The sequence below is a fragment of the Shewanella sp. SM87 genome (assembly GCF_025653705.1).
Taxonomy (GTDB): domain Bacteria; phylum Pseudomonadota; class Gammaproteobacteria; order Enterobacterales; family Shewanellaceae; genus Shewanella; species Shewanella oncorhynchi.
Genome location: NZ_JAKKSC010000003.1, coordinates 246,970 through 271,682 on the forward strand (window position 1 = coordinate 246,970; position 24,713 = coordinate 271,682).

Sequence of the window (24,713 nt, forward strand, 5' to 3'; positions counted from 1 at the left end):
AAATCAAACGGTTAATATTAGGCCGGATATCAAATGGTTCATGACTTAGGCCATCGAGTGTTTTTTATCCCCCATTCCAGTTTTCAACCAGTATTCCACTAAGGATCTCAGACAATAAGATTTACCAATGCCATTAGGACCAATCAATACATTTACATCGTAGGGCAGTAGGCTTGACTCGAATCTAAAAGGTATTGGTTTCGACTCATATTCTGATGTTAATATATTTAAGGTAAAATCTCTGATTTGACTTTCCTCACCAACAAACAGACGCCATCCATCTTGGAATGACATATTGCTACCACTGTCCCGAAGTAAAGAGTTCGAAAATGCTGATAATTGGGATAGTTCTTTAGCAGCATCATCTTTAATAACATAAATTAAATAACCTGCATCTCTTAAATTATGCAGTACATGATGACTAGAGGAATGATCAAATTTTGAGTGTAATATCTTGTAAAAATTAATATCTGTTGGCACAGAAATGTAATCTATATTTGGTATAGGGAACTCACCACTCCATCCTTCAGCGCATAGCTCATTTAACCTACTCGCAGTGTAATCACAATCAGCAATCAGCATCTTTAATCTAAAATCGACAGGCTGGACGACTCCATCAATAACAAGAGTGCAGTTCAATGTTGACCGCATACCAAAATCATCCCAATCGTTGCCACTTAAAGAGAGATAATTATCTTCTCCTGTTAATTTAGGAGCTGGTGATTTCCAATTTTGATTAGGGGAATATTTTATTTTCATGTAGTTGACTGCTATAAAGTGGAAATACCTTTGTTCTGCCAGCACTTTGTATGATTACTAGAATTTGGTCAACATCTCTATCAAAGAGTAAATCCTATCTCACATTGCTGAAAGCTTTGGGGCAAATGCTTTTTAGGGCAGACATAGGTATTGATAACTTACCTAAGATTGTCATTGCTGCACCAGTGACCTTCTAAAACAGGGATGTTTTAGTAGAGCCCTCAAGGATGAGTTTACGGCGAGTCACTGGGGAAGTAATGATAATTAACGCTGCAAAACCCAGTCGTCTTGTTTTGAGCACTCGCTTTTTAGCTGAGCCTATAGGGATACTTCTTAATTAGCTAAAAGGATCGCGAGTTAATCAGGGAAGTAATGACAATAAATGCCACTCAACTGTCGAGAGTCTTATCGCAAACAACAGTGAACCAGTATAACGTTAGCTGCAGTTCTGCTCGCCGCGTGCTAGCAGAACTGCAGCTGATATTGCCCCAATTCGCTTACCCAGTGCAGGCGGGCAGATATTCTGATAACTCAAGCAGGTTATAATCTGGGTCGCGGATATAGACAGAGTTTATCCGGCCTGTGGCGCCGGTTCGTAGCACTGGTCCTTCAATGATTTCAATCTGAAGTGCGTTTAAGTGGGCGATCACTTCTTCTATGTTGTGGCTGACCACAAAACACAGATCGGCACTGCCGGGTGTGGCTGCTGCGGCTTTAGGTTCAAATTCTGCGCCCGCTTGGTGCAAGTTAATCTTTTGGTCGCCAAAACTTAACGCAATACGCTGATTGCCAAATACCACTTTTTTCATCCCGAGCACGGTTTGATAAAATTCGACACTGACGGCGATGTCTTTTACGGTTAAGACCAAATGATCTAAGCGGGTTACGCGCATTTTACTTTCCTTAGAATGGCTCAGAGTGGGCCCTGAATTTGAACGCTGTCTCTATGCTTGAGACTATTACTGCCAGATACCTTACATCATGTGCTGGTGCAAAAGTGACTCTGTGGTAGCATTTGTGGCGTTTTTTGCGTAAATATTTTATGCCTTTTGTATCCCTATGACTGAATGAGAGTGTGATGAAAAAAACCTTAGCCCGCGGCTTAATGAATCTATTACCTATGGCCTTGAGTTTGTGGCTGTTTTGGTCGTTGTTTGTATCGTTAGATGGTTTAGGAATTGTAATTTTAGAGTTGGTAGGGATTAACCAACACTTTGTCGGCGCCGGTTTTATGCTGGTGGTGGCATTAGTTTTTGCCGTGGGCCTGCTGTTTTCGGTCAGCCCGATTGTGTGGCTTTATGGTTGGCTTGAGCGCCAGTTGATGCGTTTCCCATTGTTTAAATCGGTTTATGGCAGTATCCGTGATATCGCCTCTTTGATGAATCGTGACGGTAAGCCAACAAGCCAAAAGACAGTGTTAGTGAAACAGGCGAATGGCAGTTTTGTGGTGGGATTTATCATGACAGATACGCCGCCGCAGCCCTTGTTAGATGCGTTGCCTGAGGGCGATTGGGTGCCTGTGTTGTTCCAATTGAGCTATCAAATGGCGGGCGTGACGAGCTTAGTTAAGCGGGATGATTTAATTATGGTTGATTGGTCGTTTGAGGAGGCGATGCGCTTCAATTTAACTGCTGGCATTTCGCAGTCACCGACTAAGTAATCCGATGAAGGTTTGTGCGTTTTAGCGTTTAAAATTAAATTTTATGATTTTTGTGGTATAATTTTTTGGCGACCAATATGGTCGCCATTTTTTATGCTGAATATTCTAGTAATATATTTGTTTTATGCTAAAGGTGGGTGTTAGCTGCCTTAGTGGTGTTAATTCTGTTTATCCATCAATCATTGGCTTAAAAAAGTCGAGTGTTGTTAATCCCGTTGTTCAGATCCTGTCGCGTTTAGCCATAGCGAGTCGTTGCCATGATCTTTGGGATTTCCCCCATACTGGTCATAGATGAGCCACGCAGTATTTACCAAATTTTAAGTATAAGTTTTGTCCTATCTCGCCGTTGGTATGTTGAGATATTTGGAGTGTGAACCCGCTAGAAATAGGGAGAGTCAATGTCAATCAAGTCTAGTATTAATCCGCCGGTATTTTATTCGTCGGTCTTTTTCATCATCTTGATGGTGATGATTTGCGCAGTATGGCCCACAGAGGCAAACACCTTTTTTAGATCAATGCAGTCATGGATAGAAATGAAAGCCGGTTGGCTTTACATTCTAAGTGTGGCGTTTTTCCTGATTTTTATCATATTTGTCATGGTCAGTCGCTTCGGCGATATCAAACTAGGACCAGATCATTCAGTGCCTGACTATAGCTATAAAAGCTGGATCGCCATGTTGTTTTCGGCGGGTATGGGCATAGGTTTGATGTTTTTTGGGGTCGCTGAACCTGTTATGCACTATCTGGCTCCGCCGGATGCAACCCCTGAGAGTCTTATTGCCGCAAAAGAGGCAATGAAGATCACTTTCTTCCATTGGGGACTGCATGCTTGGGCGATTTACGCTGTGGTGGCATTGAGTCTGGCCTATTTCTCTTATCGACATAAGTTACCGTTATTGCCGCGAAGTGCGCTTTATCCCTTAATTGGTGAACGCATCTATGGTCCTATTGGCCATACAGTGGATACCTTTGCTGTGCTTGGCACTATGTTTGGGGTGGCGACCTCACTGGGCTTTGGGGTGTTGCAGGTTAACTCGGGTCTGAGTTATCTATTTGAAGGTTTACCTAATAATGCTGTGGTGCAGGTGTGTTTGATTATCGGCATTACTTTATTGGCGACATTATCGGTATTTTCTGGCCTCGATAAAGGTGTGAAACGCTTAAGCGAACTCAATCTGGGTCTCGCGATTATTTTATTGCTTATCGTCTTGATCCTTGGCCCTACGGTTATGCTGTTGCAGGCTTTTGTGCAGAATACCGGTAGTTACTTAAGTGATTTAGTGGGCAAAACCTTTAACTTGTACGCTTATGAACATAAGGAAGATTGGCTCGGAGGCTGGACCTTGCTCTATTGGGGCTGGTGGATTTCGTGGTCTCCTTTTGTCGGTACCTTTATTGCGCGTGTGAGTCGCGGCCGTACCATACGTGAGTTTTTGATAGGTGTGTTATTTGTGCCATCGGCGCTGACCTTTCTGTGGATGACGGTATTTGGTAATACGGCGATTGATTCGATTATGAATCACGGCGCGACCTATCTTGCCGAGGCGGTGAATACCGATGTGTCAGTGGCCTTGTTTGTGTTTTTCGAGCACATGCCGTTTCCTACGTTACTTTCTGGGATTGCGATTTGTTTAGTTGTCACTTTCTTTGTGACCTCGTCGGATTCGGGATCCTTAGTGATTGATAATCTAACCTCGGGTGGTGATAACAATGCCCCCGTATGGCAGAGGATCTTTTGGGCCCTGTTGCAAGGGGTCGTTGCTTCGGTATTGTTGTTAGCGGGTGGGTTACAGGCGCTGCAAACGGCGGCTATCGCCAGTGCTATGCCGTTCTTAGTGGTGATGCTATTCATGTGTCTGGGCCTATTTAAAGCCCTGAAAAATGATTGGCTTAAGATTAATAGCGTGCAGTTACACAATACCAGTGTGCAGTACGCCAAAACCAACATGAGCTGGGAAGAGCGTATTGGGGTTTTAGTCTCGCATCCTACCCATGAAGAAGCGCAAGTGTTCTTGAATAATGTGGCGACGCCCGCTTTGTCTAAGGTGTGCCAACACTTTATGGCGAAAGGCATAGTGGCCGATCTTGAATACTTAGATGGCCGCGTGCGATTAGTGATCAGCAATGAGGTGAACTTGCCCTTTGTTTACGGTGTACGAACGCGTTGTTTTGACATCACTAACCCAATAGGGACTGAAATCGAGCAGGGCAATACCTTGTATTACCGCGCCGAAGTGTACCTTGAACAAGGTGGTCAGCATTACGATGTGATGGGTTATACCGAAGAGCAAATCCTCGCGGATGTGGTGACTCAGTATGAAAAATACTTACATTATTTGCATCTGTCGAATGCCGATCATGCCCACGTAAGCTAAGTAACGTAAGTTAAGTAAACTAAGCCAGTAACCTAGGTCGGCTTAGCCATTTACGTCTACAAATCGCGCACGATTAACCCGCAAAGGGCGGGAGATATTGCCCCAAGTGATAACTCGGATTATCCTTGGGGCAATTTTTTTAGGGTTTGTTTTAGGGATTACACTATGTCATCAGTGCCAGGCCAGAGTAAGTTAGATAAAGTATTAGCCGATGCGCGGGAGTACAAAGCTAAGCGTGAGAGCGGTTACCGTGAACAAGCGTTAAAACTCTATCCTTGGGTGTGTGGCCGCTGTACCCGCGAATTTACCCCAAAAAACTTAAGTGAACTGACTGTGCATCATAGGGATCATAACCACGATAACAACCCGTCAGACGGTTCAAACTGGGAATTATTATGTCTTTATTGCCATGACAACGAACATTCTCGCTTTGAAGAATTGATCCGCTACGGTAGCACCACAGAAACCAAGCAAGCGGCGGCGACCTACAATCCCTTTGCTGACTTGAAATCAATGCTGAAAAAATAGTCTTGTAGGCTGTTAGCAGGATGAGCTTGCGCAGAGAGTGGCGTTAGCAGACGGCGTTTAGTCTTTGTCGGTTAAACGCGCTTCGGCAGCTAACCATTTATCACGACTTAAAATATGCTGGTTTTCACTGCCTTCAAATAAAGCTTTACGGGCGGGAAGTTGCTGACAAATGGCTGCTTGTTGTGCTTCGCTGCTCGTACGCCAACTGACGATTTCATCGATATGTCGAAAGCAGCCCATGCAGTAGTCTTCGTCATTTAAACCGCAGCGTGCGACGCAAGGTGAAAGCATAGGTGTCCTCTTTAGGTATTGCTGACCGCGGTTTGCAGTTAACAGTCAGGTTGAGTGCTTTTAATGGGCGCGATACTAACATTTTTTCGCATAAAGTCATCCGTAGGGCTGATTCGCTCAGCCTAATACGAGACAAGTATTTTTTACACTGGGCATGACGTGAACCAAGATAATCTGCAGCAACAATTCACTTACTCACAGCCATTTAGCAAGCTTAATCAGTTGCTTGAAAAGAGTGCAGCCCTGTGGCAAGTGCGTGCATTTGAAGTGAACGCTTTACCTTGGGCACAGGATTTTCCGCAGTTGGCCGAAGCTGTGTGGGCGCTGGCTGATGATGAGCTTGATGGACTCGATGCCGAACAATCTTTGCTGGTCAAGGCACTGTCACCGGCATTAAGTCACGATCTTAGGGCATTAGGCCAAGATTGGGACTTGTCATTGCTCACCACTGCCATTGCTGATATTGGGATTACCGATACCACAAAGGTAGATAAAGCGCAGGACCGCGGTTTGTCCTTTGATGATGAGGCGCACTTTAGTGCTCACATTAAAGGCCGAAAATGGCAGCAAATTACCGCCTTTGTGCAGCATTTACCGCAGCTTAATTTACCTGTGCTGGAATGGTGTGCGGGTAAAGGGCATTTGGGCCGCTTGATCGCTAAAGCTCGCGGCGCCGAAGTGGTGAGTTTAGAATGGCAAGCGCCGCTGTGTGAAGCAGGGCAGGCCTTTGCTGATAAGTGGCAGTTATCGCAGACTTTTATTTGCGCCGATGCCTTTGCTATTGGCGCTGAGCACAGGGCTATAGCCACTGTCGAAACACCAGTTGAACATCCCTCAGCAGCGAATCCGTTAACAACTAACCCCTTAACCGCTCAGCAGCAAGCGGTTGCTTTGCATGCCTGCGGAGATTTGCATGTTCGGCTGTTAACGCTAGCAGCCGAGGCGGGCACGCAGGCATTGGCGATTTCTCCCTGCTGTTATCATTTAATTCAAGCGAGCCATTATCAGCCGTTATCCATTCTTGCTCAGCAGAGCAGCCTAAAGCTCAGTCGCCATGATTTACAGTTACCGCTGCAGCAGAGTGTGATCGCTAATCCCAAACAGCAGGCGCTACGCCATCAAGAAATTGCGTGGCGCTTAGGCTTTGATGCACTGCAACGTGAATGTCGACAAATAGACGAATATTTGCCTTTACCCTCGTTAAAACAGAGTCAATTGAGCGGCAGTTTTACGGATTTTTGCCTGTGGGCGGCCGAGACTAAGGCCGTTAATCTTGCGAAAAACAGGGATTTTGAAGCTTGGCTTGACGTTGGGCGACAAAGACAACAATTAACTCGCCGTATCGATTTAGTCGCGCATTTATTCCGCAGCGCACTGGAGCAGTGGCTCATCTTAGATCGCGCTTGTTTTTTGCAGGAACAAGGATATGGTGTTTGCGTGGGTGAATTTTGTGCAAACAGCGTTACACCAAGAAATACGCTGATTTTAGCGCAAAAAATGGCGGTATAATTTTGCGCGTCTAAAAATATGCTGTACTGTGATGTTTTTTATGAATTATTTCTATATTAGCGCATTTAAGTTTAGTGATAGTGAATTCAGGGCCGTCGTGTTTGGAACCTGCGCTGTGAGACAAGTCTTACACTCAAGATGGTTTTTTATTGAATCATCGGGCTTTTCTTGTTCAAATGTCGCATTAATGACGAATAACAACTGAAAGCTGACCTGCTGGTCAGTCATTCTAGTGAGCGAATAAAACAGTTTCATGAAATATTCCCGCGTATTTATTAATAGCCTGGCCTATGAACTGGCGCCTGTTGTGGTTTCCAGTAGTGAGCTAGAGTCTCGTCTTGCTCCTTTGTATCAAAAGTTCCGTATTCCTATGGGACAGCTTGCCGCATTGACTGGGATTACCGAACGCCGCTGGTGGCCAAAAGGACATCAATTGTCCGACGGTGCGATTAAAGCTGCCCGTAAAGCCATGGTTGAAACTGGGATTGATGTCGCCGATTTAGGTGCTGTTGTCTATACCGGCGTGTGCCGCGACCAACATGAACCCGCCACGGCTTGCCGTATCGCAGCCTCTTTGGGGGTGTCAAAAGATACCGCTATTTACGATATCAGCAACGCTTGCCTTGGAGTGTTATCGGGTATTTTAGATATCGCTAATCGCATTGAGTTGGGTCAAATTAAAGCGGGTATGGTGGTGTCATGTGAATCGGCAAGGGACATTGTTGATGTCACTATCGACAACATGCTCGCCGATCCGACCATGCAAAATTTTGCTCTGTCGCTGGCGACCTTAACCGGTGGCTCTGGTGCCGTGGCGGTGATCCTTACCGATGGCAGCTTGCCGCTGACAAATGTGCGTCAGCATCAATTGCTGGGTGCATCGCACTTATCGGCGCCTGAGCATCATCAGTTGTGTCAATGGGGTCTGCAGGAAGTGGGGCATAACCTGTATCGCGAGTTTATGCGTACCGATGCCGTTACCTTGCTTAAAGAAGGCGTTGAATTGGCGAAGCACACTTGGGAGCATTTCCTTGAGCAGCGTAATTGGCTGGTTGAGCAAGTGGACAAAGTGATTTGCCATCAAGTAGGCGCTTCAAATCGTAAGCAAGTACTGAGTGCGCTCAATATTCCCCCCGAAAAAGAATTTCCAACGTATCAGCTACTGGGCAATATGGGCACAGTGTCGTTACCTGTGACCGCTGCGATGGCACACGATCAAGGCTTTTTGCAAGCGGGCGATCAAGTGAGCTTTTTAGGCATAGGCAGTGGATTGAATTGCATGATGTTAGGCATTAAGTGGTAGGGTGCATTGCACCTTTTCACGCCTTTGCTTGATGGCTGGCATACATTCGAGTCAACCCAGTAAGTCCATGATTCAGTTGATAGCTTAGTCTTTAGTTCTGTCGATAAGCTAAGCCAGCTGTACATAACCCGTTATTCGCTCTCATAAAGAATCAAGATAGGAAGCGTCATGTTAGACACTCTGTTGCCTTTTAAACGTCATTTTCTTAGCCGTAATGGCAACAAGCTACATTATATCAACGAGGGTCAAGGCGAGCCTGTGGTGATGGTTCACGGTAATCCTAGCTGGTCGTTTTACTACCGCAATCTTGTTAGCGCCTTAAAAGACACTCACCAATGCATAGTGCCGGATCATATCGGCTGTGGCCTATCGGATAAGCCCTACGATAGCGGTTACGATTATACGTTAAAAAGTCGAATTGATGATCTTGAGGCCCTGTTAGATAGCCTTAATGTTAAAGATAATATCACCTTAGTCGTCCACGATTGGGGCGGTATGATAGGTATGGGCTATGCGGCGCGTTATCCTGAGCGCATTAAACGCCTAGTGATATTGAACACGGGCGCTTTCCATTTGCCCGAGACTAAACCATTCCCTTGGCCGCTGTGGATTTGTCGTAATACCCTGTTAGGCACAGTGCTAGTTCGTGGTTTTAATGCTTTTTCATCTATTGCATCCTATGTGGGTGTTAAGCGCCAACCTATGTCGAAATACATTCGTGAGGCGTATGTCGCGCCGTTTAACTCTTGGGCCAATCGCATTTCGACGCTGCGTTTTGTGCAGGATATTCCACTGCGTGAAGGCGATAGAAATTATCAATTAGTCTCTGATATTGCTGCTAGTTTACCTAAATTTGCTAAAGTGCCGACCCTGATTTGCTGGGGCCTCAAGGACTTTGTATTCGATAAGCACTTTTTAGCAAAATGGCGTCAGCACATGCCGCAGGCAACTGTGCATGAATTTGCCGATTGTGGTCACTACATTTTGGAAGATGCCAGTGATGAAGTGATTGCCCATATCAAAGATTTTATGGCTGACGACCACGTAGAAGCGGCGCAGTCCGAACAGGCCGCAGGTTAATGTCGACCTTGCTTGAGACTGAAGTTGCTCCTTTAGTGACGCAGTTGGAAAAGTCACTTTTAAGTGGCACTTCTGCGTCAGCAACAATCAATGATGCCAATATTTGTCGTCATCTCAAGCAAGCCGCCCATGCCATTCCCCATCATCTTGCGGTAGCAGTACAAAGCGCTCAGGGCGCTTCTGTGGCGAATTTGCGTTACAGCGAGTTGGACTTCCTTAATCTGGATAGACAAAGCGATGCGATAGCCTTTGCGCTTAACGCCCATGGCATTGAGCGCGGCATGAAGGCTGTGCTTATGGTCACGCCGAGTTTGGATTTTTTTGCACTTACTTTTGCGCTGTTTAAAGCGGGGATTATTCCTATTTTAGTTGATCCCGGCATGGGGATCCGCAATCTTAAACAGTGTTTTGCTGAAGCCGCACCCGATGCCTTTATCGGTATTCCCAAGGCTCATATTGCTAGACGTCTATTTGGTTGGGGAAAGGGCAGTATTAAGTCATTACTCAATGTTGATGACGGCAAAACAGGCTTAGCGGCAAAGTTAATCCGTATCAGTACTGGTGCGATAAGTTTATCGACTCTGCTGCAAAGCACCTCTGTGCAATCTTCTGCTTCAAAGTCTGAATATCCAATGGTGATGCTAAAGCCTAATGAAATGGCGGCGATTTTATTTACCAGTGGCAGCACTGGCACGCCTAAGGGGGTGGTGTATAGTCATGGGATGTTTGAAGCGCAAATTCAAGCGCTTAAACATGATTATGGTATTACCCATGGTGAGCGCGACTTAGCTACGTTTCCGTTATTTTCGCTGTTTGGCCCCGCGCTCGGAATGGCATCTATCGTGCCACATATGGATGCCAGTAAACCGATTACCGCTAATCCCGAATTCCTGTTTGCTGCGATTGAAAAATATCAATGCAGTAATATTTTTGTAAATCCTGCTTTATTAGAGCGTTTAGGCCGTGCAGGCCAACAAAAACAACATAATCTACCCAGCGTACAGCGGGTTATTTCAGCCGGTGCACCTGCGACTATCGCCTCTATTGCTCGCTTTAAGCAAATGCTTAATCCAGATGTGCCGATTCTCAACTCTTACGGTGCAACTGAATCGCTGCCCATTAGCATGATTGCCAGTAATGACTTATTTACCACCACAGACATCACAGATAACGGCGGCGGCATTTGTGTTGGCCGCGCGATTGACGGTGTGACGATTGGTATTATTGGCATAAGTGAAGATGTCATCCCTCTGTGGAATGAGGCATTGCTGCTTAATCGCGGCGAAATCGGCGAGATTGTTGTGCAAGGGCCTATGGTGAGTCATGCCTACTATCAACTCGATAGCGCGACAGCGACGGCGAAAATTTGGGACGCCGAGAATAACAGCGTAAGGCATCGCATGGGCGACTTGGGTTATCTGGATGATCAAGGCCGATTATGGATGTGTGGTCGTAAGGCCCACAGAGTCGATGCCACTCGTAAAGGACAGTTTGCTAAACGCTATTATTCTATTCCTTGCGAGCGCATTTTTAATACGCATCCTAATGTAAAACGTTCGGCATTAGTGGCGGTAACGGTAGCGAACGAGATAGAACCATTAATCTGTATCGAGCTTGATAGGTCACTGGTATGCAATAAAAGCCAGCAGCTGTATCAAGATCTCGTCACTATTGCTGAGCAATTTGCTCAAACTCAGGGTATAAGGCGGTTTCTTATCCATCCTGATTTCCCTGTGGATGTGCGGCATAATGCCAAGATTTTTAGAGAAAAATTAGCCGTTTGGGCACAATCACAAACGAAAGGTTGATTTAAAACTCTACGGCTTTTTCCTGCATTTTTTACGTTATATTCTGTGTTCATTTGAACAAACTCGCTTATTTTTAAGCCCTTGTGCTTATTTTAAACTTATTACACCGACTTTAAGTTCATGTAAATGTGCTGAAATGGATACCCTTAATGACGAAAGACCCAATCAAGAGCACGACGCTTGCCCAATTTGATGCGGCTGAACAAACGGCACTCGCGCAGCTCGCGCTTAGGGTGCAACACGCCTTTGTCACGGGGGCGGGGGGATTTTTAGGTAAAGCGATTTGCCTGAGATTGTTAGCTGCGGGCATTAAAGTCACAGGTTTTGCGCGTGGGCATTATCCCGAACTTGAAGCACTGGGCGTAGTCATGCTGCAAGGGGATTTAGTCAATAAAGATCTGCTGCAACAGGCGATGCAAGGCTGCGATATTGTATTTCATGTGGCGTCTAAAGCAGGTGTTTGGGGTGACAGAGACAGCTATTTTTGTCCGAATGTGAAGGGCGCTGCTAATGTGCTTGCTGTTTGTAAGGCATTAAAAATAAATAAGTTAGTTTACACCAGTACCCCGAGCGTGACTTTTGCGGGGCAAGATGAATCGGGTATTGATGAATCTACGCCCTATGCAACATCATTCCTTAATTATTATGCCCATTCCAAAGCGATCGCCGAAAAGATGATACTGGATGCTAATCAAGTGAGTGATGCTGTGACTGAGACTACTGATATAGCTCAAATGCCTTATGCGCTTAAAACCGTTGCACTACGGCCACATTTGATCTGGGGCGCTGGCGATCCTCATTTGGTGCCTCGAGTATTAGCGCGTGGCCGTTTAGGTAAATTAAAACTGGTTGGGCATGAAGATAAGCTGGTTGATACTATCTACATTGATAACGCTGCTTATGCCCATGTGCTGGCCGCGCTAGAACTGTGCCAAGCAAAGCCTAAGTGCCAGGGGAAAGCTTATTTTTTGAGTAACGATGAGCCGATCACTATGGCAAAAATGCTCAATTTGATTTTGGCCTGCGATGGTTTACCTCCTGTGACAAAACGGGTTTCTAAATCAGTCGCTTATGTGGTAGGCGCAGTATTAGAAAGTGTATATTTGCTGCTAAAGAAGCAAGACGAACCCATGATGACGCGCTTCGTTGCACGGCAGTTATCCTGCAGCCATTATTTTGATATCAGCGCAGCCAAGCGAGATCTCGGCTATGGTGCACTGGTTTCTATCAATGAAGGGATGGCAAGGCTTAAAGTATCACTATGTGGAAAATGAAGATAGTTAATCTGTTGAATTAACATTCTTGAGTAGTAGTTTTAAGATATGCAAGATTTATGTATTTTAATTATACATTGCTCAGACTTGTCTGATAATAGATATTAATTTGTTAGCGGCGTTGCTACTACTTTAAAACGCCACTACCAAGGGTGAGTTTACAGTATCGGATTTAAGTTGCTATAAAGATGGTTTTATTTGACTATTCTTTCAGCCATGATTTAGCAATATACTTCTTCTTAGGCATTCCACTTAACAATCGAACAAAGGTTGAATCGTAAAAATCAAAAGTTTCGATAATGTAATAATCAGAAAATATTATTTGCACATCATTTAATGTTATATCCCATTTGTGATATTTATTATAATGCGTTGTTTTTTTGTTAGGAAATGATAGTAATATCTCTTTAACTCCACATCTTTTTGCAAGATTTTCAATTTCTCTGGGGTTGTCGAGATGCTCTATAGTTTCTAAGGATAATAGACAGTCATATTGTCCTTCTATTTCCTTTAATTCTTTTTTGAAAAACTTTACATTTTCACTATTAAAATTGTTGTTTGCATCATTTATTGCTGTGGGATTAATATCATATCCGTTTACAGTTATTATGTCAGGGTTTTTACTAATCAAGTAAGCACCATAACCAACACCGCAAGCAACATCTAATACATTGCCAAATAAAAATTTTCTTGCCAAGCAATACCTTTCAATGTGTCTACGATATAAAATATCTGATTCCACATCATCAACATACGATCTTGTAATTTCAATTCGTTCTAAGATCATGATAATCTCCCTCTAGTAAGGTCATTAATAACTTTTTTAACATCAGTGTTTAATATATATGAGTGAATACACTCTGCGGTTACATTTTTTTTGAATTCACTATCATTAAGATATTTGCTAATAAATGTCAGAGCTTCTAAGTTGTCATCAAATGAAAAGAAATCACCAGCAGTATGATAGCCATCTCCACTTTTAAAACAAATTGTTGGAATTGATAAAGATAACGCCTCAAGAACGGATGTGCCACCACCATTCCTTTTTGGATTTAAGTAAAAGTGAGTTTTAATTAATTCTAATTTAATGTCTTTAACAAAGCCAGTAAAAACGCAGTTAGTTAAGCTGATATAATTAGATAATCTATTTTTAAATTTATCATTACCATCGACTCCAATGAACTTGAAAATTGCATCAGGATAAATTTTTTGAATTTCAGACAATCTAACCATCATAATGTCTTCAATTTCCAGTTCTAATCGCCCACCCACTAAGCTGAATGATATTTGCGATGCTTTAGTTGTATCTAAATTAGATGTTCCATCGTTTAAAGCATTAAATCTTATCCCGTAAGGGAATCTGCTTTCTATTAATTCATATTTATATTCTTTGGCTTTTTTTGATTCTGAATCTTTTATGTTTCGACATAAAATAGAATGGCAATTTTCAGTCATAGGAAGTGAGAAACTACATGGAAGTAAATACACATTAATGTACATTGCCATTATTTCTGCATGAAGGTGAGGAGAACCTATTGCTATAATGGGGGTATTTTTTTTTATAAAATCTTCAAGTAAGTTAGGTAAAAAAGCTATTTTTTCATCAAAACTTCCATTTAGGTGAACAAATGGATACTCATTCCCCCTATTAATTATAGTTGAGAATTGATGTACTCCTTGCCCATATTTAATACCTGATTCATCAATATGAAATGTAGCATTTCTATTATAGCTAGACACGATGTTTGGATGAAGCAAACAACTTGGAGTGGTATATTTTTTATCAAATTGTATGGGGTTGCTGGCTATAATTATTGGTTCATAACCCATTTCAACTAATGAATTTGCAATAACTAAAGTAGTTTGTGTTGGCCCATGTAACGGACCGAGGAATTGGGAAGGCATCAGGATAACATTCTTGCTGCCATCATTAGAGTTATGTTTATTATATTGAATATTTTTTTCTGTTATTAGATGTATTATTTTTGAGAATAATTCATTTATATTGTAACTTGCATTGTTAACACCAATCCCAATAAAATTAGAGTATATAATCTCATAAAAAATTCTATACCGTAGCTGGATAGAGATGGAATCTGCAATTGCTATTCGATACATTAATTCGAATTTTTCTTCGGCGTTAGAAATTTGGCTAAATAAATAAAAAAGCATGTCATTCTCATCGCATGACTCACTACTTAAATCTAAGCTTTGTGCGAAACATAGTGCAGCTTGATATAAATCTCCTTCTGCTGCATAAATATGACCTAGCTCATAAGGAATCTCATATTTTTTTGGATATTTAAGTCTTAATGCGGCAAATAATTTTATTATATCATTATTTTTAAATCCAGCTTCTGAACAGGCGGTACTAAATTCATTTATAGAATTTAATGTTATGTGCCCGTTAAACAGCACTTTTTTTGAGGCATTAATATTTTCATGTTGTTCCATAGAAACCTTACTTTAATCTATTTAAGGTGAGTGCTTAGTATGTAGGGTTTATAAAGTATTTTTAAACAATTGGTTGCACCTATGGTTGATATCAAAATGATAAAACTTTTTAGCATTTTTTTGATATCAAGTTTCGGGTTGCCCCTATCTATAAAGTGCATCAATCATTGTTCGCTTATATGTTAGTTATTCTGTTTTATCATTAAATTTCTGCACCTCTGCACCAAGTTTTCGGTTTATGCCGATTACAACTAATTGTCAACTTTACTGTTAGACTAAATCTTATATGAAAATATTATGTCGTGCAACCTTATGGCTCTGTTGAGATGAGTTTCCATAGTTAAATTCTTTAGTTTAAATATAGTAATATACATTTATGATGAAAGTACGTTAAAATTCAGCCCGAATTTAATTCGGGAAATAATTTTACTTTAAATTAAGTAGGCGCTATCAATCATTAAGCATCTTATTGTCTTGGCTTACCGTCGCTTCAGAGTGCGAGAGTAAGCCAAATTTTCTTTCCTTTTTAATTGTTATACTTCGCTTACCGCTGTTTTTTCATGCATCATTCTCTTCATTAATGGCGCTAAGGCGAAGAAAACTAACGCCATCACTACGCCAATTTGTGCCGAGAAGATAAACAGTTGCTCATATAATGCCATAGCACTTGGTACGTCACTTATCATCCCACCTTGAGTATCAATCGCGGCGAGTTTGTTTAATTCGGCGGCTAAGATTTCAGAATAAGAAGTCCCAAGAAACCAAGCGCCCATCATCACGCTGACCACGCGTTTGACTGAAAGCTGAGTTACGGCAGATAAACCGATAGGAGATAGCAATAACTCACCGATTTCTAGTACAAGATACGCTGCAACTAAAAACCAAATACTCACTAAGCCACTGCTTAGCGGCATCTGGATCCCGAGCACAAGTACCATAAAGGATAAACCCGCGAACAAAATACCGAGTGCGGTTTTAACCGGTTTACTCGGGTCACAATTTCTACGAGCGAGAGCAGGCCACAGCCAAGCGAAGATAGGCGACAAACTGATCACAAAGAAAGCGCCGAGGAAGGTCAATTGTCCGGCACTCCATTCGAGACCGAGCATGTTACGGTCCATCACACGGTCCGAAAATGCTACCCAAGAGCCATAGGTCTGCTCATATAAACCAAAGAAGACCAAACCCGCAACGATGAAAAGCAGCAAAGCCGACATCTGTTGACGTTCAATCGGATTACAATGTTTCACCATGAACCAGCCAATACCAAGGGCAAGCACTAGTGATACTGAGTGCAAGAACCAAATCACTGGGCTCACAGCGGGTAATAAACTGCTAATCGAAAGTACGAGGGAGTGGGTTTGAATCAACCCCCAGACTATGATTACGCTGCCAATTGCGCTTAAGTAAATCCATTGTTCTGTCGTTATGCCAGCGGTTTTCTTTAAAATCCGCGCAGGATCTCTGGGTTCGGCGAAGCCTTGCAGATGTTTTTTGCCACGAATAAACACCAACAAACCTGCTAACATCCCTAAACCTGCCAAACCAAAACCGTACTTCCAGCCATAGGTTTCACCTAAATAAGCGCAAATTAGCGGGGCTAAGGTGGCGCCTAAGTTGATGCCCGCGTAGAAAATGGTAAAACCAGAATCTCGCTTAGCGGATGATTTAGGATAAAGCTGACCGACTATGGTGGAAATATTGGGTTTTAAAAAGCCCACACCGACAATGATTAAGGCGAGGGATAAATAGAATACTTGCAGCGCTTGTTCATCCCGTTGAACTTCACCCGCAACGATAACCGCTTGATGGCCTTCAAAGGCCATACCTAAGTGGCCGAGCACCAATAAAACACCGCCAAAGATCACCGCTTTGCGCATGCCGATATAGCGGTCGGCCAATAAGCCACCCACTACGGGCATGGCATACACTAAGGCACCGTAAGCACCAATCACGTTGTAACCAAATTCATCGGTAAATAGATGATATTTAATCAGGTAAAGAAATAGTAATGCTTTCATACCGTAGAAAGAGAAGCGTTCCCACATTTCGGTAAAAAAGCAGACAAATAAGCCTTTAGGATGCCCAAATAGCATTTCAGCTGGGGGCGAGCCTTGTGGGCCCTGCATTGCGTGCGGCGGGTTTTGTTCTATTGACACTTAAGACTCCCATTGCTGGCACTTTATGCGCCGAGCAGCTAATGATTCATTTTATCGTAATGAATTTTATTAATTATTTTTCATTATTTGTGATTATCGCGGCGCTTTTGATCGCTAAAAGACAGCGCTGTTGCAGCAGTTAATCACACTCGGATGATATGGAACAGCCAAGGGTCTTGAAAGTGATGAATATTTTGTATAACTAACATTTTTAGCCGTTCTTTAAGGCTCGCTATAGCAATACTAAGCGGTTAAATTAATTCATTTTCAGTTAAGAAATGAGTGCTAAATAGTGGCCATAATTCAACTGTGGCAGTTTTATCTTAGCGGCTTTAGCCTTGATTTAGCTGTATTTCGTCGTTTAATGGATAGTGTAAGTTTTATGATTGATAGCAATTTTGCATTATTGGTAGAGCATCTACGCGCTTGTTCGAGGCTGCTATCTAAAGGAATGTCACAAATGGGTGGGTTAGATGATTTTCTTAGGGAAGCGCTGTGATTGGGAAGTGAACTTATTCGAAGCATAAGTATAAATAAGCACCATAATTATATTGATTGTAAAAGAATTTTAATCTTGATAGTTGCATTTTTCATATAAGATTTCACAGTTTATATTTCTACAATGAGTCAATGTCTATCTGCTCAACTTTACTGATTTAGATCAGTCGTTATGTGTTACTAAGGAGACTTATGGAGTTTTTTACCACCCTATTTGTGGGTTACCCGCTTTGGGTTTGGTTAATGTTTTTCGGTTTTGTGCTGGCGTTATTAGCCTTTGACCTTGGCGTATTGCACAAGGATCAGCATGAAATTACCGTGGCTGAAAGTTTAAAGCTTTCAGCCTTTTATATCTGTATGGGCTTATTGTTTGGGGCCTGGCTCTGGTGGTACAAGGGTTCAACCGCCGGTATGGAATACCTAACGGGCTATCTGATTGAAAAATCACTGTCTATGGATAACGTATTTGTTATCGCGTTAATCTTCAGTAGCTTAGGTATCCCACGTTTATACCAACATAGAGTGCTCTTCTGGGGCATTATGGGCGTAATAGTGTTGCGCGCCATTATGATCGGTCTTGGTGCTGTGCTTGTTGCCCAGTATCAAGGTGTACTTGTGTTATTTGGACTCTTCTTGATTTTCACTGGCGTGAAAATGCTCTTCTCAAACGATGAGCACGGTGATATCCAAGACAATAAGTTTTATAAATGGTTACGCACTAAGATGCGTTTTACGCCAACGCTGCATAAAGAAAAATTCTGGGTACGTGGCGAAGATCATCAGTTAACAAAAGGATGGTGGGCGACGCCGTTATTTTTAGCGTTGATCTTAGTGGAAACTGCAGATTTAGTGTTTGCAGTCGACAGTATTCCAGCTATTTTTGCGATTACCCAAGATCCTTTCATCGTCTATACCTCGAATATCTTCGCGATTCTGGGGCTACGTGCTTTGTATTTTGCGTTGGCTGCGATGGTGCATCGTTTTGAATACCTTAAATATGCGCTGTCAGTGGTATTAGTATTTATTGGGGTGAAAGTGGGTTTAGTGTATTTCAACCATGAAGGGTTAGTGGATTTTACTATCCCTACGGCCGTGTCCCTTGGTGTGACTTTTGGTCTGTTAGTCTTAGGTGTCTTGTATTCGCTGTGGAAGACGCGCGGGCAAGAAGTTGAGAAATAGCTTGGACGGCTAGTCCAATAACCAATATTTTTCGGCCGTTTAGTCATACTAAACGGCCTTTTTTATATCTTTAATATGTGAATCGTTAAGCTTTACAGAAGATGTTAAAAATTAGTCTATGCTTAATTCGAGCCGTTGTTAGTTTTGGGCTCACAAAGGGAGTTTTTAGGACTAATACTCTTCAAGGACGATATTATGAAACTCAACATTACCGCCATACTTCTGCTCACCGTTTGTTCATTGACCACAGTCAACGCAAAAGCTGCAGATAAGCAATCGCCTAACACTAGATCTAACGCAAATTCAACCTGTACTGGAGTCTATCCAAGTTACTTCCAAGATCCTGCTTTTACAAAAACAGGTATGTGGGATAATCAGGTCACCATCAATCAAGCCTATCCGGGCTGGAAGGGGCCTATTTTTAGCCTCAGCGATGCTTATTCGAGTGCTAAACCAGATAGCGCTGCACCTTGGCTTAAATTCAATCCCTTCGATAAGAATCTGAGTGAAAATGATAAAAATACCCAAGCTGAGCAATACCTCTGGGCTGTGATGAAGTACATCCAAGAGGGAAACATCGACAAAGGCGATGTCAGTAAAGACTGGGATCTGTGTAACAACAAGGTGCGCTCTTGGTACCATATTCCCTATCAGACCTATGATCCCATGAGTGGGCGGGAATTTATCCATGGCTTGACCCGAGAAGCCCCCGTCACTATGGAGATAAAAGGCCAAGGCTCCCTTAAAACCACTATGTGGGCCGTGGGTTTTTATAATCCTCAGGCGGCAAACAGCATTGGCAAGGTATGGACGGGGGCACCATCACCTGTGATGCCCCAGCAAAATTTTGCATTTAATGAAGGCAGTGTGATTGGCAAGTTATTGTTTACTACTGCAACGCCTAATAACTATCCTTTCCTTGAAAATGTACCTGTTTGGCAAGCCAATATCAGTGCCAGTGATTTCTGTGTATGTAAAAACGCCGATGGCAGTGCCTGTAGTTTCCAACAGGAAACAGAGCAATGCCCGCGCTCTGTCGCCGATGTGTACTTGTTGCAGTTTGATATTGCAGTGCGCGACAGCCGTTCACCCGTGGGCTGGGCCTATGGCACTTTTGTCGCCGATGGTCAGTTTAAAGCGAAAGAGCAAAATCCTTGGGATCGTATATCACCTCTGGGATTAATGTGGGGGAATGACACGCCGCCAGCAACTGTGGGAGCGGCAGCATTCCCGCAAAACCCAATCACAGGGCTTAAGGATAGCGCCGTATTTCAAGAGGTTGTTGGCCGTTTGAATGAGCACACCAATGCGGGACACTTAGGGTGTAATGGGCGCCTAAATGGCCCTGCGGATAATGCATTAAGTAGCTGTTTATCTTGTCATCAAACTGCTTCAGTTCCCGATAGTACCAATAATACACCGGCAATCCTGTACCAATTTGCCTCGTATCAAGAGCCGGGCAGTGGTCAATGTTTAACATCACCCAGCGCCCTCGATTTATCGATTGACCAAGTGTATTTCAAAACCTTTATGTGTTCTGCGTCCTTCGTTGGACCCAGTAATATAGTCCCTGCACCTAAATATACTCAAGGGCAAAAACAGTGGATTTCTACTGATTTTTCATTGCAGCTCAGTATCAGTCTCACCCAGTGGCAAGAATGGCAACAAGACCAAGATAACCTGAAAAAGAATATCAAAGTACGTGTATTTGATGGCACTTTACCCTCGCGCTAATGTTGGTGTTTAAGTTTAAAACCAACGCACTATCTGGCATGACCTGTTAGATAGTGCGTTTTTTATGGCAATACCCTTGGCTCATTTTGAAATTAATGCAAATTAGCTTGTTCTTCTACGTGCTTTTTCCTAAGGTGATTGCAAATGATTTTCAATGAGGCGTGATATGAATACCCATCTGCAGTTACAGGTAAACCATTGGCTTGAAAATGATCCAGACCCTCGCACTCAAGCCCAGTTACAAACCCTAATTGATAGCGGCAATGAAGCCGAACTCGCAGCGCGCTTTGCGGGTCGCTTGGAGTTTGGCACAGCAGGATTACGCGGTGTCGTCGGTGCTGGGCCTATGGGGATGAACCGTTTGGTGATCCGTCAAACCTCTGCTGGTCTTGGTGCATATCTACTTGATCAGATTAAAGATGCAGCCGAGCGTGGCGTGGTGATTGGTTATGATGGCCGCCACGACTCATTCAATTTTGCCCATGATGCAGCGAGTGTGCTCACCGCTATGGGGATTAAGGTACGCTTAACGTCCAAAGTAGCGCCAACGCCGCTGGTGGCCTTTGGGGTAAAACATTTTAATGCGGCAGCGGGCATTGTGGTGACCGCGAGTCATAACCCGCCGCAATACAATGGTTATAAAGTCTATTGGGAGAATGGCGCGCAGATTATTCCGCCCCACGACTCTGGCATTGCCGCGCAAATTGAGCGCGCCGCGAATCAAGCGATTCCGTTTTTAGAGCATGATGACGCGGTAAACCAAGGTAAGTTAATTATCCTGCAGGACGATTTTTACCAAAGCTATCGTCATGGCGTGCAGCAAGCTGAGGTGCTGCAAAACCATACCGCTCCTGAAAAGGTGAGTTTAGCCTATACCGCCATGCACGGTGTGGGTGCCGAAATGGCTGAAACGGTATTGAAAGATGCCGGTTTCACCCAAGTGTATTCGGTTGCCTCCCAGCGTGAACCCGATGGGGATTTCCCGACGGTGAACTTCCCAAACCCTGAAGAAAAGGGTGCGATGGATTTAGTGATTGCCGAGGCGAAAAAACACGGCTCTATGCTCGCCTGTGCTAACGATCCCGATGCCGACCGTTTTGCGGTTGCAGTGCGTAAAGCGGATGGCGAGTATCAGATGCTGACGGGCGATCAAGTCGGTGTGCTCTTTGGGCATTACTTGTTATTTCACGCCAAAGATAATCAACGACTTACGGGCACAACGATAGTGTCATCGAGCCTGTTATCTAAGATTGCTCAAGGGTTTGGCACGCAAAGCTTTACCACGCTCACCGGCTTTAAGTGGTTGATGAATGTGGGTATCGCGAAAACGTCCCCTGAGGATCAATTCCTGTTTGCCTATGAAGAAGCCCTTGGCTATACGGTGGGCAGCATGGTGTGGGACAAAGATGGCTTGTCGGCGCTGGTGGCATTTGCCCAATTAACTGCCGAGCTGGTGGCGAAGGGGCAAACGATTTGGGACAGACTCGAGCAAATTTACCGTGAGCATGGGTTCCATCTCAATGCGCAGGTGAGCATTGCTTTAAAACCTGACACGCCCAATATTGGCGCCTATTTGCGCGAGCATCCACCGGTTAAGATTGGTGAGTTAGATGTGCTCTCAACCGATGATTTAAAGGCACTTGAGCGTCGTTTTGCCGATGGAAATGTTGAGAAAATCGACTTACCACCGAGCGATGTATTGACTTACTGCTTAGCGGGCGGGGCTCGGGTGATCGTCAGACCATCTGGCACTGAACCTAAAATTAAGTGCTACTACGAAGTGGTAGAAACTATGGTTGATACAGATACCTTAGCTAGCGCCCAAGCGAGGGCGAGCAAAGCCATGGATGATTTTATTCAGGCTCACCAAGCCAGTTTGCCAAAATAATCTTGGTTGCTGGTTAAGTTAAAACGCCAAAATTCACTTTTATTAAAAGGCTACTGACATCATGCTGTCAGTAGCCTTGTTTTATTCTTGTTGTCGCCCGTTAATGATTCAGTCCTGAATTGTACTAATAAGGTTTTGAATCATTGATATTTTTTCAACAAGGAGAAAGTGAAAATGTTATCTATTGCACCGTTAGTTTGGGGTGAAATTCCTGTCAGTGACATGAACCGTGCCGTTGCTTTTTATCAACAGCATTTTGGGGTCGAGTTTAAACGTGACGATATGGAAGACATGGAATATGCGAGCATAGTCACTGAGGATGCGAGTGCGGCGAGCATAGGGCTAGTCAAGTGCAGTATGAGCCAGCCGTCAATGCAGGGCAGCACAGTGTATTTGCATTTCAGCACCCACTTACAACCGCTAGTGGATAAACTCGCTGCCGCTAATGTGAATATTTTGCTGCCAGTGACGCCGATTAATGGTGGAGAGTGTGGTTACATCGCGTTATTTGCCGATAGTGAAGGCAATAAAGTCGGTCTGTGGTCTAAGGATAAGTAGTCTCGAGTGTTAAATTTTTAGCGTCGTGCCCTTAAGGCACGACGCTAACATTAACCTATTGGTTTAGATATCTATGGAAGAAACAAAGATGGATGTGGTTTATATTGATGCTCGACCGTTACTTGGACTAAGCACCCGCACGAATAATCGGGCAGAAATGTCTGTCGATAGCGCGAGAATAGGTGGTCTGTGGCAAGCCTTTTTTGAATCATCCCAGTTGACAGCAATGCTTAATTCGCCCATGTATGCCGTGTATTATGACTATGAGTCAGACATGAATGGCGAGTTTTCTGTACTGGTGGGTAAGGCAATTGATGCCCCTGTTGATGCAAGTCATTTTACGCCATTGGAGCTTAACGCGGGCAAGTACCTAAAATTCACCGCTCAGGGTGATATGCCCCAGTGTGTTATCGACCTCTGGGGGCAAGTGTGGGGTTATTTTAGCGCGGCTGATTGCTCTCATCAGCGACGCTATCAAACGGATTTTGAAGTCTATCTCAGTGCTACTGAGGTTGAGATCTATATCGGAATTTTATGATTCAAATCGTAAAAGCACTCAAGTGTGTATTCAAGGACATACCAGCGATTGACCTAGGGTAATAATACTTAATCAACTGATTGATAGATAAAGGGTTAAACCAGAGCTAATGCGCCGCGCTGATCGCCTATTTCAAATAGTGCAAATTCTTAAACATAAACGCCTGACCACAGCCCAAGAGTTGGCTGAACGGTTAGAGGTTTCTACACGCACGATTTACCGTGATGTGCAGGACCTGTGTTTAAGTGGCATTCCTATTGAAGGGGAAGCGGGTGTCGGCTATTTGTTGCGCCACGAGGTTAATGTTCCGCCCTTGATGTTTAACGAAGCCGAACTCGAAGCGATTCAAGTTGGCATGCGTATGGTGCAAACTTGGGGTGGTAAGGAGCTTGGTAGCGCCGCGAGGCAGGCGATGATTAAAGTCGAAGCTGTGTTGCCTAAACGATTACAAGCCTATCAATCCTTAATGTTTTCACCGGATTTTTATTTAGATTCCAATGAGTTTCAATTCCTTGATCCCTTGCGTAATGCGGCTCAGCGCCGCGAATACGTCAAACTCTTCTACCAAGATGTCAAACTGGATGTTACCGAGCGGGAAGTTAGGCCGCTCGCCATCTATTTTTGGCGTGGTACTTGGACCTTACTGACATGGTGTGATCTACGTGCTGATTTTCGTAATTTCAGGGTCGATCGCATCACAGGTCTTGTGCGGTTAAACCGTCATTTTGATCTCACTCTCGGGCAAGAGCTTGAAGATTATATTTGCCTGATGGATGAGCAATCGAAGGCGCGAGCAGAAGCGAAAGAAAAGCCACTCGAATGAGTGGCTTTGTATTACATTTTTAATTTGCTAGTAACTTTCTAGGGTCTGTTGATCTTTGCTGTACAAATGTTGTTCAGCAATACATCGGCAGCCACATTAACATAAACGCCAGTGACACCATACTGGCGTAATTTCTTGCTAGCTTGTCATATCTTGTTGATATTGCTCGATAGTGCTTAATTCTTCCAAAAGCATTCTCCACTAAATGTCGATACCGATATAAGCACCAATCGACTCTTTCTTGAGGTGTATTCTTATAGCGGCGCCTTGGAATRACAGATTTCCCGCCTTTATT

The 24,713-nt window shown here is 43.6% G+C and carries 21 protein-coding genes; 14 read left to right on the forward strand and 7 right to left on the reverse strand.

Annotated features, from left to right (window positions below):
* Positions 1-45: 45 nt before the first annotated feature.
* Together L5M11_RS04025 and L5M11_RS04030 are read right to left on the reverse strand one after the other, a co-directional pair.
* Positions 46-759 carry a hypothetical protein gene (locus L5M11_RS04025; RefSeq protein ID WP_263191430.1) on the reverse strand — a complete coding sequence of 238 codons (714 nt, stop codon included), beginning with the start codon at positions 757-759 and terminating at the stop codon, positions 46-48.
* A 497-nt stretch (positions 760-1,256) separates the two neighbouring features.
* Positions 1,257-1,652 carry a VOC family protein gene (locus tag L5M11_RS04030; protein ID WP_219250221.1) on the reverse strand — a complete coding sequence of 132 codons (396 nt, stop codon included), beginning with the start codon at positions 1,650-1,652 and terminating at the stop codon, positions 1,257-1,259.
* A gap of 185 nt (positions 1,653-1,837) precedes the next feature.
* On the opposite strand from L5M11_RS04030, the gene L5M11_RS04035 reads away from it, so the two are divergent.
* From L5M11_RS04035 to L5M11_RS04045, 3 genes are all read left to right on the forward strand, one after another.
* On the forward strand, positions 1,838-2,419 hold the full coding sequence (locus L5M11_RS04035) for a DUF502 domain-containing protein (protein ID WP_028760527.1): 582 nt from the start codon (positions 1,838-1,840) through the stop codon (positions 2,417-2,419).
* Positions 2,420-2,817: 398 nt separating this feature from the next.
* A complete protein-coding gene (locus L5M11_RS04040) occupies positions 2,818-4,794 on the forward strand; it encodes a BCCT family transporter (protein WP_105249669.1) in 1,977 nt (658 codons plus the stop codon).
* A 165-nt stretch (positions 4,795-4,959) separates the two neighbouring features.
* The gene (locus tag L5M11_RS04045; protein ID WP_028760525.1) at positions 4,960-5,322 is read left to right on the forward strand and encodes a YajD family HNH nuclease; all 363 of its coding nucleotides are present in this window, start codon (positions 4,960-4,962) and stop codon (positions 5,320-5,322) included.
* 57 nt (positions 5,323-5,379) lie between these two features.
* Here L5M11_RS04045 and L5M11_RS04050 read toward each other — a convergent pair whose 3' ends face one another.
* The gene (locus L5M11_RS04050; protein WP_006085323.1) at positions 5,380-5,613 is read right to left on the reverse strand and encodes a DUF1289 domain-containing protein; all 234 of its coding nucleotides are present in this window, start codon (positions 5,611-5,613) and stop codon (positions 5,380-5,382) included.
* A gap of 159 nt (positions 5,614-5,772) precedes the next feature.
* Here L5M11_RS04050 and L5M11_RS04055 point away from each other — a divergent pair, with 159 nt between their 5' ends.
* The 5 genes from L5M11_RS04055 to oleD all read left to right on the forward strand — a co-directional run bounded on the left by L5M11_RS04055 (position 5,773) and on the right by oleD (position 12,587).
* Positions 5,773-7,122, forward strand: coding sequence for an SAM-dependent methyltransferase (locus L5M11_RS04055; RefSeq protein WP_263191431.1), 1,350 nt, complete (start codon positions 5,773-5,775; stop codon positions 7,120-7,122).
* Positions 7,123-7,375: 253 nt separating this feature from the next.
* Positions 7,376-8,425 (forward strand): 3-oxoacyl-ACP synthase III, encoded by a 1,050-nt coding sequence (locus L5M11_RS04060; protein WP_263191432.1) that lies wholly within the window; start codon positions 7,376-7,378, stop codon positions 8,423-8,425.
* Between the two features lie 168 nt (positions 8,426-8,593).
* Entirely contained in the window at positions 8,594-9,505 is a 912-nt protein-coding gene (locus L5M11_RS04065; RefSeq protein WP_263191433.1) for an alpha/beta fold hydrolase, read from the forward strand.
* Positions 9,505-11,313, forward strand: a complete 1,809-nt coding sequence (gene oleC, locus L5M11_RS04070) for an olefin beta-lactone synthetase (RefSeq protein WP_263191434.1) — start codon at positions 9,505-9,507, stop codon at positions 11,311-11,313. Before L5M11_RS04065 ends, oleC begins: the two co-directional genes overlap by 1 nt.
* Positions 11,314-11,462: 149 nt before the next feature.
* Positions 11,463-12,587, forward strand: a complete 1,125-nt coding sequence (oleD, locus tag L5M11_RS04075; protein WP_263191436.1) for a 2-alkyl-3-oxoalkanoate reductase — start codon at positions 11,463-11,465, stop codon at positions 12,585-12,587.
* Positions 12,588-12,789: 202 nt separating this feature from the next.
* Here the strand turns inward: oleD and L5M11_RS04080 are convergent, their stop codons facing one another.
* The 3 genes from L5M11_RS04080 to L5M11_RS04090 all read right to left on the reverse strand — a co-directional run bounded on the left by L5M11_RS04080 (position 12,790) and on the right by L5M11_RS04090 (position 17,200).
* Positions 12,790-13,374: a class I SAM-dependent methyltransferase gene (locus L5M11_RS04080; RefSeq protein ID WP_263191437.1), complete on the reverse strand. Its 585-nt coding sequence runs from the start codon at positions 13,372-13,374 to the stop codon at positions 12,790-12,792.
* The gene (locus L5M11_RS04085; RefSeq protein ID WP_263191438.1) at positions 13,371-15,041 is read right to left on the reverse strand and encodes a glycosyltransferase; all 1,671 of its coding nucleotides are present in this window, start codon (positions 15,039-15,041) and stop codon (positions 13,371-13,373) included. The genes L5M11_RS04080 and L5M11_RS04085 overlap by 4 nt, the downstream gene beginning before the upstream one ends.
* A gap of 533 nt (positions 15,042-15,574) precedes the next feature.
* Positions 15,575-17,200 carry a peptide MFS transporter gene (locus L5M11_RS04090; RefSeq protein WP_263191440.1) on the reverse strand — a complete coding sequence of 542 codons (1,626 nt, stop codon included), beginning with the start codon at positions 17,198-17,200 and terminating at the stop codon, positions 15,575-15,577.
* Positions 17,201-17,890: 690 nt separating this feature from the next.
* Here L5M11_RS04090 and L5M11_RS04095 point away from each other — a divergent pair.
* The 6 genes from L5M11_RS04095 to L5M11_RS04120 all read left to right on the forward strand — a co-directional run bounded on the left by L5M11_RS04095 (position 17,891) and on the right by L5M11_RS04120 (position 24,418).
* Positions 17,891-18,877 carry a TerC family protein gene (locus L5M11_RS04095; protein WP_263191442.1) on the forward strand — a complete coding sequence of 329 codons (987 nt, stop codon included), beginning with the start codon at positions 17,891-17,893 and terminating at the stop codon, positions 18,875-18,877.
* A 195-nt stretch (positions 18,878-19,072) separates the two neighbouring features.
* Positions 19,073-20,611 (forward strand): hypothetical protein, encoded by a 1,539-nt coding sequence (locus L5M11_RS04100; protein ID WP_263191444.1) that lies wholly within the window; start codon positions 19,073-19,075, stop codon positions 20,609-20,611.
* A gap of 166 nt (positions 20,612-20,777) precedes the next feature.
* On the forward strand, positions 20,778-22,499 hold the full coding sequence (locus tag L5M11_RS04105) for a phospho-sugar mutase (RefSeq protein ID WP_263191445.1): 1,722 nt from the start codon (positions 20,778-20,780) through the stop codon (positions 22,497-22,499).
* 174 nt (positions 22,500-22,673) lie between these two features.
* On the forward strand, positions 22,674-23,057 hold the full coding sequence (locus L5M11_RS04110; protein WP_212599862.1) for a VOC family protein: 384 nt from the start codon (positions 22,674-22,676) through the stop codon (positions 23,055-23,057).
* A gap of 88 nt (positions 23,058-23,145) precedes the next feature.
* Positions 23,146-23,595 carry a GyrI-like domain-containing protein gene (locus tag L5M11_RS04115; RefSeq protein ID WP_263191451.1) on the forward strand — a complete coding sequence of 150 codons (450 nt, stop codon included), beginning with the start codon at positions 23,146-23,148 and terminating at the stop codon, positions 23,593-23,595.
* Between the two features lie 109 nt (positions 23,596-23,704).
* The gene (locus L5M11_RS04120; protein WP_131525744.1) at positions 23,705-24,418 is read left to right on the forward strand and encodes a helix-turn-helix transcriptional regulator; all 714 of its coding nucleotides are present in this window, start codon (positions 23,705-23,707) and stop codon (positions 24,416-24,418) included.
* A 73-nt stretch (positions 24,419-24,491) separates the two neighbouring features.
* Here L5M11_RS04120 and L5M11_RS04125 read toward each other — a convergent pair.
* Positions 24,492-24,713, reverse strand: a 222-nt coding sequence (locus L5M11_RS04125) for a transposase (RefSeq protein ID WP_263191447.1), incomplete at its 5' end; no start/stop codon positions are given.